This window comes from Paenibacillus sp. FSL L8-0708, assembly GCF_038009325.1.
GTDB classification, from domain to species: Bacteria; Bacillota; Bacilli; order Paenibacillales; family Paenibacillaceae; genus Paenibacillus_AQ; species Paenibacillus_AQ odorifer.
Genome location: NZ_JBBPBC010000001.1, coordinates 6,912,797 through 6,925,451, shown reverse-complemented (window position 1 = coordinate 6,925,451; position 12,655 = coordinate 6,912,797). Strand labels below are relative to the sequence as shown.

The window sequence follows — 12,655 nt, the reverse complement described above, 5'->3', positions numbered from 1 at the left end:
TGATGAGAGTGTCAGATAGGAAATATAATGATAAAAATGAGAGTGATAATCATAATTCGACAAAGTATTATAAGGGAATTTGGTACAATCTAAATAATAGAAATAAAACTAAACTAATTTTCTATTGTTGTCATAATCGGAGTTTATCTATCCTTAAAGGGGAATAATCAAATGGCTGATGAAAAATTAGAAAAATGTGTATCATCTATTTTCCATGAAATTGTTAACTATTCGAAAAAAAATGAATTGCAAATTGAAATGAAACAAATTTTGCTTCAAAAAAGACAAAGGTGTTCTAGTCATTCGGAATATATGAATACATTAATTCGTAATATTGCTTATACAGTTGAGACAACTAGTGTAATAGTGCAAATTTTAAAAGAATCTATAGTACAAAAACAATATGTAAGACCACAAAATTATGTGGAATTGATTAATCAAGCTCAGCAAAATATTAGAGCTGTGATGGAAGATCAACTTTTACCACAGTACAGGGAGCAAATTTCTAAGGGGATTATCAATAATCAAGATTTATCTGCAAAGGCGGAGATGATTTATTCCACTACTAAAGTTACTAATGACTATTTACTCGTGTTTATGGACATATTCATGGAAACATCAAATGCGTTCTTCACCAGTGATCTTTTCAATTATTCCTCAGAAAGGGTTGGACAAGTGGTTTTAAATACCGCGAGATTTCATGCAGCTGTTATTTTTGATGGAGTTAGTTTTGGATAAAGTAAGAATCACATACAAGATAACAAGAGCGCGCCAAAGGGGGGCGCTTTTTTAATTTGAACTTTATCTATAAGTCTATGGTAGGTAACCTCGTGGCAAGCAATGGTGCTCCCCTTTTGTTATCAACACTCCGCAAGCAAGCCAAGAGCTAAATATCAAGATTATAATGAGCATGTCAATTTGTCTCCATCGTAAATAAATGCAAAAACTATATTTTTAGAAGAATGGATATAGGAGGTATTTACCATAAGAGGCCGATAAAGTATACTTATACATGCTAGTCCATTACTTAAGGAGGGGTTCAAATGACTGATATTACACAAACTTTTAAGAATTATATTAACCAGATTGATTTTTATATGAATGAAGAACTTGGTGAAGAAGGGACTTCTTTTTTCTCTATGAATGTAAAAACTGATAACGGTGCAAATATCAGAATAGTTGTTTCTTTTCAGGAAAATTATCCTTCTGCAGATGTTTATTGTTTTAATGTCGCAGATATAAATAATCCTTTAAAAAGAGATATCGCACTGCAACATATAAATGATGTGAACAATAGTTACAGATATGCTAAATTTCATATAACTAGTGAGGGTACCGTGTCAATTTCAACAGCATTAGATTTTGGTGGGGGATTTGATCCTGAAGTGATAATTAACCATATTCGGAGTTTGTATACTATCGCTGATGAGCAGTATAAAAGTTTTATGAAAATTGCCTGGAGTTAGCACAAACATTTTACATAGTCAAAGAAGATATAAGATATTTATGTATATATTAACTTGAAATTGGTGAAAACAGTTAAACTGCAACTTACAAGTGTAACACTTCGTAATTTCGTGTAGAAGTGGTGGGAAGAACTCTAAATGAGGTTATAAATCGCATTAAGCAGCTTAAGTTAACGGAGAAATGGTAAGTAAAAGCAAGTAAAGCAAGTGATCCAGAGTTAATGGGGAATACATTGTTCTATTTTCCGAGTTGGGTCATGCCTTGAGGAACTCCAGAACTACTATAAGACAAATATTAAATAGCCGAGTAGGCCTGCAAGAGGATAACTCTTTGCATTCCACACGGCTGTTTTTATTTGTAATACAATATCTACTGAAGTATGTCATTATCCTGACAAGGAATAACGGTCAATAGCTCTTTGATTAAGTTGTAGCTCATTTATATAAGTTTTGATTTTTAATTGTAATAGTTTTAGAATCTCTATATGCATGTCATTGATACGCTCTTCATTACAATATGCTGAACAAGAGAGAAAGCCGTTAACATATGACTTTGTTTCATCATAAACGGTATTTAGCTTTTCTTTATAGATTCTTTTTACAACACCGTTCTCTGGTTTGATTTCGTAATAACGATTAGTTTCAATGAGTAATTTCCAGTGGGAAATCTTGATTTCAAACTTACCTTCTCTTAACTCTCCAGTTATTTTCACTATTCTTTGATGATGATTGTTCATAATGATGTAATGATCCTCCTGAAAACTCATACTTTAGATGGTTAAAAATTTCGTAGTGATAATACTGAATTTACTGATATGGGAATTATATCATAAAAATGTAACAACAGGTCCGCTCAAAATATGGTAGATTAGTCCATGTAAATCATATGAAGTACTGAGTTCTTCAGGAGCTATCTATATAAGCATCCTTATTATAAGTAATATGCCATGTATCTCAGATGTAGCTGGAGCTAAATTATTCGAATTCTCTAATTAGAAGATAATTCCACCGCCAGCGGTTGCGATGCAGGTCCGCTCAACACGGAGTGTATAGTCTGATTTACTAAAAGTATGAACATATCGATTCATTGTCACTGTACCTATGTCATTTATTGTATGAAATACAATCGTTGGATTACCTAGGTTACTATAATAGAAATGTGGCTCTAGAGTCGCAGGTTCATCTTCGATCATTTTCCACTGGTATTTATCTGCATTTTCACCCTCGTTGATTGGTAGGATCACATCTCGTCCCCAACTCGTACCGTGCCAAAACGCTCCAAATTCATGTATGTCGTGAAATGCGACTGAAGCCTGCAAATAAGAAAGAGGAGATTTATCTCCATCAATAACCTGCATGCAGTCATCCAATGCAAAGGCTGGCTTTGGAGCGATTAGGAAATGCTCCTCTAAACATTCACATTCGTTCGCAGGGGGCAAGTCCATATTGACAGGTATAGCCCATACTACACCATTTCCATTTGCTCCATCACTGTACTGATAAGCCCTTAATTTATAGTTCTCCTTAATATGTAGATGAGAAAAACCCTTTAGAATTGACTCTGGATTAGTGGAAGATCTAAACCAGCCTAATTGATATTGATCGCATTCCTCTAGTAAGTTTGCTTCGTTGAGGAGATTTGGTCTGGCAGCGTAAGTGGGAAAACGTTGTATGCTGAATTTCTGTTTATATAACGAAAGCAAATCGGTTAACATATGTGACCGATGGGTTGGAATAAGAGGGCATGGATGATAATAGTTATTGTAAGTTTTATGTTTTTTCCCAAAGGTAGGAACCTTTGAATCTCTTATTAGGTTAAGCCAAACATCCTTTATCTTTTCGAGGTTTTTCCAACTGACTTTTTGTTCGATCCCCCAACCTGTAAAAATCCACGGATGTGTTTGTAACTCATTTAAAGAGATTAAGGACTCTGTGATATCGTATTCACCACTATGAACCAATGCCTCAAAGAGATCAATCGCATGAATTGACTTTGGATTTTGGAGATTAAACAGGTTATATATATGGAATCGCCCAGCGATGGGCTGCAATTGTCCATATATTCCCTCGATTAGTAGTATTAATTGTTTCATGGTGGGGTCTGTCATTATTTCGCCTTTAGCACGAAATAATGTATTTAATATCACATTCAAATCAGGATTAATTTTATGAAAGTCTGCTGATCCTGGATTAAGTAGTAGGCAAGCTCCGATTGACTGCTCTGAGCTACCCCATTGAATGTAAGCAGATGTTCGATACGTATTTTCACCTCTTTTGATAAATGTTCCATATGCTTTGGGATGATTCATTTTAATCCTCCATTCAACCGCAATATAAGCAATCGATTCTTTTCTGTAGCTTGTTAACCGAACCAACTACTCATTCATCCAATGGTGTTTATAGAGAACTTTCTTTGCCTCAATATATAGATTGGGGAGAAAGGGGGAGCTAAACAGTATTATCAAAAATCATAGCTCATCACCCTTTCCTAATCATAGTTTATGATAGTATGGGATCAATTATTTGGGGGATTTATATATTTTTTTCAGAAACACCCCTAAATAAACGCCACGCTAATCCTCTCGAATTCTATGTTGACTGACGAGGAAATCATTGATGGATCTAACAGTGTATAAATTTATAGCCATTTTATTGGTTGGGTTTAAATATTCTTCAAAAAGCAAGCTTCGAACTTTTTTGATCCATTTATATCCACCTAGTCCAGAGACTTTGGTCCTTTAATAGAGTTAGGCTTTTTTTATTATCGCGACAAAGTAGAAGATGAAAATTTAAATGTTATACGTTTCATTTGAGCACTCACAGGATTATGTAGGTAGACTAATTATCACAATCAACAGATCACACTCATGAGTCACAACACTTTAATTACTTACGCAGAAAATGGAATTGATCTATAATAGCCCTATAAAATACATAAAGGGAGTGGTGAGGTGAAAGTAACTTTAAAAGATAAGATCATGAACCTTTTAATAGATAAAGAGGGGTTAACTGATCGAGAAATAACTAATGCAATATTAGGTGTAAACGAGCCACAACAAGCGGTTAATCAAGTTTGTAGGCTAATGACGAGTAAAGGAATCATTAGAAGAATAATCCGTAGGGATGGATTAATAGGAAACTATATAATTGCTAAAGAAACGGTTCAGAAATCATCTCCACTCAATCAAACGAAACAGGTTGAGATTAGACCATCGATATTTAAGGAGGATAATCTCAAACAGATCTTGAAGGATTTCCTTCATGCTGATGGTTGGGAAACACAAATTGCTTGGGGGAGAACGCCTGGTATTGATATTAATGCTAATAGAGGGACTCAGCGATGGATCATTGAAGTAAAAGGATTGGGATCATTAAATCCAATGAATGTAAATTACTTCCTTGCTGTTTTGGCGGAAACACTTCAACGAATGGATGATCCAAATGCTAAATACAGCATTGCATTGCCTGATGTTAAGCAGTTTCGTAATCTTTGGGATAGACTTCCATTGTTAGCTAAACAGCGGACTGGAATTACGGCTATATTTATAGATGAATTAGGCCGTATTAATGAAAATGGATTATAAAATGGAATTTAAAGTAAATTCAGGGTTGAGGTAGGTTTGGAATAGTGGCTAAGAAAAAGATAGTCCAATGAAGGTTCAGACTCTTGTAAGTGAAAAGAGCCCAGTTAGGATAGAAATATATGAATATCGATTTGAAATTACTGTCTAACCTTGTATTAACTTGGAAGGATGGTGCAAAAGTTGTAAAATGAAATGAGCTTAGTAAGCATCAATTATTGAGGAGATGTTACAGTGAAGGCAGTTGAGACAAATTTACTAAAGTTTCTGCAAGGTACGAAACAGTTCATCATCCCCATTTATCAGCGGAAATATAGCTGGACAATTAGTCAGTGTCGCCAACTTTGGAATGATATCTTGCGAGCAGCAGAAGATGAGAAGATTAAGGGGCACTTTGTTGGCTCGATCGTATATATTGAGCGAGGGCTATATCAAATTTCCTCAGTACCACAATTGCTTGTCATAGATGGGCAACAACGGATGACCACATTGACTTTATTTTTACTAGCTTTAGGAAAGGCTATTGAAGAAAGCGATCAACCCTGTGATATCACCAGAAGAAAAATTATGAACTATTATCTAGTCAACAATGATGAAGAGGGCGATCAATATCATAAACTTATTCTAACAAAAAGCGACAAGGATACCTTAATAAGTTTGACATCGAAAAAAAGTCTTCCTGAAGAATTCTCACAAAGAGTATACGAAAACTATAATTTTTTCATAGATTCTATCAAGAAGAGTGAAATTGATTTGAATAAGCTTTTTCAAGGTATTGCTAAACTAATTGTTGTGGATATTTCGTTGGATCGTGATCATGACAATCCACAATTGATTTTCGAAAGTCTAAATTCTACAGGACTAGATTTATCACAGGCTGATTTGATTCGGAATTTTGTCTTAATGAGATTGGAGCCCAAAGAACAAGCTGAACTATATACTGAATACTGGTATCCAATGGAACGTAGCTTTGGGAATTTAAACGATTCCAACTTGTTTGACCGTTTTATGCGTGATTATCTGACAGTAAAGATGGGTAAAATCCCCAATATTCAAGACGTATATACAGTTTTTAAAGATTATGTTTATCAACAGAGTGAGCAAACGGTAAATGAGATTGTGGAGGACATTTACCGATTCTCTAAGTATTTCGTGAAATTGGCTTTCCAGATAGAAAAAGATAAGAATATCAATCAGGTGCTAGTTGATATTAATGCCTTAAAGGTTGATGTATCATATCCATTCTTACTTGAAGTATACGATGATTATGGACAACAAAAGCTCTCAAAAGAAGACTTTATTACAATCCTTGAATTGGTTGAGGCATATGTATTTCGAAGATCCATTTGCGGGGTCCCTACAAATTCCCTGAATAAAACATTTGCAACGATCAGCAAGGAAATTGATAAGGATAATTATATGGAAAGTGCCATAGCGGCATTCTTGCTTCAAGATTCCCATCGTCGTTTTCCGAAGAATGAGGAATTTATACAGGAATCGCTTGTTAAAGATGTATACAACTTTAGAAATCGAAATTATTTGCTTCGGAAATTGGAAAACTTTAATCGTAAAGAGATTGTAGATATTGAGAGTTATACGATAGAACATATTATGCCCCAGAATAAGAACCTATCGTCTGAGTGGAGGGAAAGCCTTGGGATTAGTTGGGAGGAAATCCACAATACATACTTACATAGACTTGGAAATTTAACACTAACCCGTTACAATTCTGAGCTAAGTGATAAACCCTTTCTCGTGAAGAGGGAAATGAAGGGGGGCTTTGCAGATAGTCCCTTACGATTAAATAAAGAACTTGGCAGACTTGATGTTTGGAATGAAGATGAAATCACTAAACGTGCTCGTTCACTTGCAGATCTAGCGGTTAGGGTTTGGAAATATCCACAAATTTCAGATGAGGTAATATCGAAATACAGCAAAAATAATTCAAAAGTAGAGACTGTTTCATATACTATTGCCGATCACCCAGAGTTAAAGGGGGAAATGTTGGCATTGTACGAAGAATTAAGAAAACGCATCAGTAATCTTGATAGCTCCGTTCGCATGGAGTATAAAAAACTATACGTTGCTTTCAAAACGATAACGAACTTCGTCGATATTGTGCCACAGAAAAGTAGACTTCGTATCAGCTTAAATATGGCCTTTCGCGAAATAAAAGATCCCCAAGGCATTTGTAAGGATGTGAGTAATCTTGGACGTTGGGGAAATGGCGATGTGGAATTTAGTCTTTCCTCTGTTAACGAAATTGAGTACGCTATGTTTTTGATCAAACAGTCTTTTGAAAAACAACTGGATGATGAATAAGAAATTTTAATTTTAGTATAGGGAACTCATAAGGAACTCATATATGCACAGACCAGTGGGAGATACCCCAACTGGTCTTTTTATTTTAAAATTCAAAATGAATTCATTACTGATTCCTTGTAAGTCGGATCTTGTTATGTTCTTTTAATTCTTAGGACTTATGAGAGGATTATTGAATTTATTGAGGCGCTCTTTATTATTGACTGTCTAACCTCTTAAAAATAAGTTGAGTTAACGCATTTTTAATAAACTAATCTGTTGAAATGCTGGGTTTTCTTTTTAAGATGTATCTTCCATTGAGAAAGAAGGTAGAATGAAATAATATTAGAGTATTAGTTAGCTTGCCAATGAGATGTTAGTTTTGGAGACTGATTTGTTTTACAACACATAACGAGATCTAGCGATAGTTATGGATGGTATAATTAATTGAATTCAAGAAATTCTATATGCAACAGGATGGAAAAGGAAACTTGGTATGAGTAGAGATAATTTATTGTAACGATGTGAAAGCAGGGAGTTGAACTATGACTATAGAATTAGAATATAGTGCCACTTTAACTGGTGCTTCCTTCCTACTTTATGAGTTCAAGCAGGTAGTGGGACTTAAAATACAGGGGTTAGATGAACAGGAAATAAGGGAGAGAGTTCTCTCTGAAAACTTATTTCAATATCAGGTAAATGCAAGTCTTAAACGAAGTTTACCTTCCGTATTACGTAGAGCAAGCATACTTAATGATCCGCTATGCCAAATGGTGTTGGAGGAATCATTGGAATCAGCAAAAATTATCAATCTGTATGCGATTATGAAGACAGATCGACTTTTTTTTGAGTTTATGAATGAGGTTATTCGTGAGAAGCTTGAATCGAGTAACTATCTATTGGAAAAAAAGGATATTAATCTATATTTTCTCTCGAAAGCAGAACAAGACGCAAAGGTAGCTGGTTGGACAGAGCAAACCGTATCGAAATTGAAAAATGTTATCAAGCGAATCTTGCTGGAGTCAGGAATCTTAAAAAATACAAAGACTGGCGAATTGAACGGAATTTTGATGGACGAGCAATTAAAACAGTATTTGATTCAGATCGGAGACGTTGCCTACGTAAAGGCAATGGGTGAGGTATAATATGGCGAATATAAATAGTAGGCTCGACAAAATCATACCAAAGATAAAGGAAGATAAGTTTATCGAGGGTAGGGGATTGGGGAACGAGATCAGCTTCTATGTGTTCGATTATGAACCTGAGGACGAACTGCTGGTTAGAAATTATATTCTTCATATATTGAAGGAATTTAGCCATGAAGGTTCTGGACGCAGGCTTATTGAGTTCGATCTGTATAAGATGCTCATAGAGATTTCGAAGGAAAAAAGAATTTTTGAAAGGATTCCCCAAATGGAAGAGAAGCAGGGGAAAGAAGCCTTATTTAAAGCCATGGCTAACTTTGCAAAGCCTGAAATCTTTCTGCAAAAGATCAAAGAGCAATTGGGTGATCATAATGTTGTACTCATTACAGGTGTAGGCAAGGTTTATCCATTTGTACGCTCCCATAATATCTTAAATAATCTTCAAGAGATTCTGGATAAAATTCCAGTGATCATGTTCTTTCCAGGTAAGTATGATGGATTATCCTTGCGCTTATTCGATCGTTTTAAGGATGACAACTATTATCGAGCATTCCGTTTAGTGGATTAACAACCAGAGGGGGAGATTTTGTGCTGATCAAAGATATGTTCGTGAAGGACATTGAGCGTAGTATCAAAGGCGTAATTAAGGTCGCTCAAACCGATGAAAATAACATCTATCAAGAACTTGATGAGTATGTCGTAACACGAGAGCTGAACAAACATTTATCCAAATTTTATGAGAATTATCAGCAAGGTATTGATGGAACAACCGATAAAATGGGGGTTTGGATATCAGGCTTCTTTGGTTCAGGGAAATCACACTTTTTGAAAATCCTCGCTTATTTGCTTGCAAATAAGAAAGCAAAAGATAAACGAGCTGTCGATTTCTTCGCTGATAAAATTCAAGATCCAATTATTCTTGCTAACATGAAGAGAACAGCTAACGTAGAGACTGAGGTTATCCTATTTAATATCGATTCGAAAAGTTCATTGGACAACAAGTCTAAAGAAGATGCCATCCTGCGGGTCTTTACAAAAGTCTTCTACGAACATCAAGGCTTCTATGGTGATATTCCTGGTGTTGCGGAGATGGAGAAGTATTTGACTAAAGAAGGCGTATATGAGGACTTTAAACATGCGTTTAAAGCAGCGGCAGGTGAAGATTGGGTAGAACGTAGGAATACCTTTTACTTTGATGCCGATTATGTCATTGGAGCTTTAACAAAAGTTACTTCAATGTCTGAAGAATCAGCGAGAAACTGGTTCGAGAATGGTGTGAATAACTTTGAGATTAGTATCGAGAAGTTTTCTAAGGATGTTAAGGAGTACATCGCCCAAAGAGGGGACAATTTCCACCTCATTTTCCTGGTCGATGAAATTGGCCAATACATAGGCGATAGCCGACAATTAATGCTTAATTTGCAAACACTTGCGGAAGACCTTGGAACGCATTGTTCAGGTAAAGTATGGATTATGGTTACTTCTCAAGAAAGCATCGATAGCATAGTAAAGGTAAAAGGGGATGATTTCTCTCGTATTCAAGGAAGATTTGATACACGACTGTCCCTATCCTCTATCTCAGTTGACGAGGTAATCAAGAAGAGGATTCTCGAAAAGAAAGAGCATGTCGCCGATAAGCTAAAGCAAATCTATCACGGTGAGAGTGCTACTCTAAAAAACCTGATGAGCTTTAAGGATAGCACTGCGGATTTACGTGGATATGAAAATGATCTAGAATTTGCGGAGGTATATCCGTTTCTCCCTTATCAATTTAAACTCCTTCAGAACGTATTCGAGCAAGTGCGCAAGCATGGTAGTTCGGGTAAGCACTTGTCTGAAGGGGAGCGTTCCATGCTCTCGGCGTTTAAGGAAGCGGGATTGCGCTTTAAAGATGCTGAAGAAGGAACACTCATTCCTTTTTACGCATTCTACGACACGATTAAGGAGTTCTTAACCCCTTCGATTTCAAGGGTTATTGAAGGTGCATATCAGAATCATGCATTACGTGATGATGAATTTAACATGGATCTGCTAAAAGTGCTGTTCATGATTAAATATGTGAAAGAGGTTCCTACAAATCTTGATAATATTGCTACGCTTATGGTAACGAAAATCGATGAAGACAAGCTAGGATTGAAAGAAAAAATCAAAGTTTCACTTCGAAAGTTAATTTCGGAGACGCTTATTCAGAAGAACGGTGATTTATATGTATTCTTAACAGATGACGAGCAGGATATAAACCGTGAAATTAAGATGATAAAGATTGAAGAAGATGTCCTTAAGCGGGAACTATCTAATTATATCTATCAAGATTTGTATGATGATAAGAGATATCGTTATTCGGCTCAATACCAATTCTCCTATAATCAGAAGATGGATGAAAAGAACATCGGTAATCAAACATCGAGCATCGGAATCAATATTCTTTCGCCGCTATCCGATTACTATGCGAAATCTGAACAAGAGCTGATGCTTATGTCTTCAGGTACAAGTGAGATGATTCTGAAACTGGGTGCGAATGAGGCTTATGTTGAGGAAATGGAGGAAGTTCTCAAAATAGAGGAGTATCGAAAGAAGAGGAATCTAACACAGCTTCCAGAAAGCATTCAGAATATCCTTAACAATAAACAAGCCGAAGCAAAAGACCGTAAGCGACGAGTAAGGGACATGCTGGAAGAAGCGATCAAGGATGGAACATTCTTTATCAACGGTAATAAGGCAGAGATTAAGGGATCGACTGTAAAAGAACGGATTAACGCTGGATTCCTTAGATTGGTTGAAAATGTGTATACGAAGCTTGGGTATGTCAAGTATTTCCTAGAGTCGGAAAAGGATCTCAGTTTGATTTTGAAAAGAAACAATGAGCAACTAACAATAGATGGTGAGTCATCGAATGCAAATGAACTGGCTGTTAAAGAAGTCATGGATTTTATCAGCTTACAGGATAGTATTCAAAAACAGGTCCGTGTAAAAATCTTGCTGGATCGTTTCAAGGATAAACCGTATGGATGGAAGGATCTTGACATTTCGGGTCTGATTGCAGAATTAATGAAAGAACAACGTATCCGCCTTAGACTCACAGCAGAATATTTAGAGCCAGAAGATGGTAATACGGTAAATGCGTTGACTAAGGCAAGTGAAATTGACAGAGCTATTGTCACGAAACGGGTAAAGGTGGATGAATCGCTTTTAAGAGTGGCCAAGAATATCTGTATGCAAGTATTTAATACAACGGATGTTGCTGATGATGAAGATGGTCTGATCAAGGATATTAGGGCTCTTATTGATAAACAAGTTATTGAAATCAATGCACTGAAAAATCGCTATGAAGGTAGGAAGTATCCTGGTGGAAGTTTGCTGAATAAAGGACTTGAGTATTTTGGTGAGTTTACAAAGGGTTTGGATAATGTTTCGTTCTTTTCTAAACTTCGTGATCTGGAAGATAGTTTGTTAGATTGGGAAGAGGACGTTACCTATGTGAAGAGCTTCTTCGATTCCCAAAAGGAAATTTTTGACAAAGGACTTCGTGCAATCGAGAAATACAAGGAAAATGATGTTTATTTGTCAGGCAATGAGATCAATGGTTATGTCGATAATCTACAAGAAATTCTAACGGAAGTACAGCCTTACCGCAAAATCAAGGGAATTCCAGAGCTTGTAAATAAAATTGAAGAGCAGATTCAGGGTGTACTTGAGGGAAAAAAATTAGCGGCGAGAGGCGTTATTCAGTTGGATTTGAATCATCTTACGTTACGTTCGAATGAAGATGGCGTAACTGAAGAAACGAAAAAGCGGATCCAAGCTTATTATATAAATTTGTTCAATAGTATGAATGAGCTTATCGATATCTTTAAGGTGGATGCAACAATAACACAAAGCTCCGTTTTCAAAGACAAACAAGAACTTATTATTAACCGTGAAATTGGAGAGTTTGAAGAGAGGCAACAAGTGGAACTGTCAGGGAAAGATGGTGGAGGAGACAAACATAATGTTGTGATTAAGCCACTCCTTCAGCGTGAATGTGTAAAAGTAAACGCCTTACTTTCCACCAAAACCTTAAAAACAGAAGCAGATGTGGATATGTTACTGGAAACGTTGTCTGCAAAGCTAAAGCAAATTATTAAGAGTAACAAACAAATCGAGTTTATTGATTAGTAATGTG

9 protein-coding genes are annotated in these 12,655 nt (G+C 36.0%); 7 read left to right on the top strand and 2 right to left on the bottom strand.

Annotated features, from left to right (window positions below; all coding sequences use genetic code 11):
• Positions 1-171: 171 nt before the first annotated feature.
• Positions 172-738 (top strand): hypothetical protein, encoded by a 567-nt coding sequence (locus tag NYE58_RS32480; protein WP_341003996.1) that lies wholly within the window; start codon positions 172-174, stop codon positions 736-738.
• A 305-nt stretch (positions 739-1,043) separates the two neighbouring features.
• Positions 1,044-1,466, top strand: a complete 423-nt coding sequence (locus tag NYE58_RS32475; protein WP_341003995.1) for a YbjN domain-containing protein — start codon at positions 1,044-1,046, stop codon at positions 1,464-1,466.
• A gap of 386 nt (positions 1,467-1,852) precedes the next feature.
• Here NYE58_RS32475 and NYE58_RS32470 read toward each other — a convergent pair whose 3' ends face one another.
• Complete coding sequence (locus tag NYE58_RS32470) at positions 1,853-2,203, bottom strand: hypothetical protein (RefSeq protein WP_341003994.1); 351 nt, start codon at positions 2,201-2,203, stop codon at positions 1,853-1,855.
• A gap of 255 nt (positions 2,204-2,458) precedes the next feature.
• Positions 2,459-3,775 (bottom strand): hypothetical protein, encoded by a 1,317-nt coding sequence (locus NYE58_RS32465; protein WP_341003993.1) that lies wholly within the window; start codon positions 3,773-3,775, stop codon positions 2,459-2,461.
• A 642-nt stretch (positions 3,776-4,417) separates the two neighbouring features.
• Here NYE58_RS32465 and NYE58_RS32460 point away from each other — a divergent pair.
• From NYE58_RS32460 to brxC, 5 genes are all read left to right on the top strand, one after another.
• Positions 4,418-5,050: a MarR family transcriptional regulator gene (locus tag NYE58_RS32460; protein WP_341003992.1), complete on the top strand. Its 633-nt coding sequence runs from the start codon at positions 4,418-4,420 to the stop codon at positions 5,048-5,050.
• Positions 5,051-5,281: 231 nt separating this feature from the next.
• Entirely contained in the window at positions 5,282-7,369 is a 2,088-nt protein-coding gene (locus NYE58_RS32455) for a DUF262 and DUF1524 domain-containing protein (RefSeq protein WP_341003991.1), read from the top strand.
• 524 nt (positions 7,370-7,893) lie between these two features.
• Entirely contained in the window at positions 7,894-8,493 is a 600-nt protein-coding gene (locus NYE58_RS32450) for a DUF1819 family protein (RefSeq protein ID WP_341003990.1), read from the top strand.
• A 1-nt stretch (position 8,494) separates the two neighbouring features.
• Positions 8,495-9,061 (top strand): DUF1788 domain-containing protein, encoded by a 567-nt coding sequence (locus tag NYE58_RS32445; RefSeq protein WP_341003989.1) that lies wholly within the window; start codon positions 8,495-8,497, stop codon positions 9,059-9,061.
• Between the two features lie 20 nt (positions 9,062-9,081).
• Positions 9,082-12,648, top strand: coding sequence for a BREX system P-loop protein BrxC (gene brxC, locus NYE58_RS32440; protein WP_341003988.1), 3,567 nt, complete (start codon positions 9,082-9,084; stop codon positions 12,646-12,648).
• The last annotated feature ends 7 nt before the right edge of the window (positions 12,649-12,655 follow it).

Coding starts and splice junctions, on each gene's coding strand:
- NYE58_RS32480 (WP_341003996.1), top strand. CDS start 172: ATGGCTGATGAAAAATTAGAAAAATGTGTATCATCTATTTTCCATGAA.
- NYE58_RS32475 (WP_341003995.1), top strand. CDS start 1,044: ATGACTGATATTACACAAACTTTTAAGAATTATATTAACCAGATTGAT.
- NYE58_RS32470 (WP_341003994.1), bottom strand. CDS start 2,203: ATGAACAATCATCATCAAAGAATAGTGAAAATAACTGGAGAGTTAAGA.
- NYE58_RS32465 (WP_341003993.1), bottom strand. CDS start 3,775: ATGAATCATCCCAAAGCATATGGAACATTTATCAAAAGAGGTGAAAAT.
- NYE58_RS32450 (WP_341003990.1), top strand. CDS start 7,894: ATGACTATAGAATTAGAATATAGTGCCACTTTAACTGGTGCTTCCTTC.
- NYE58_RS32445 (WP_341003989.1), top strand. CDS start 8,495: ATGGCGAATATAAATAGTAGGCTCGACAAAATCATACCAAAGATAAAG.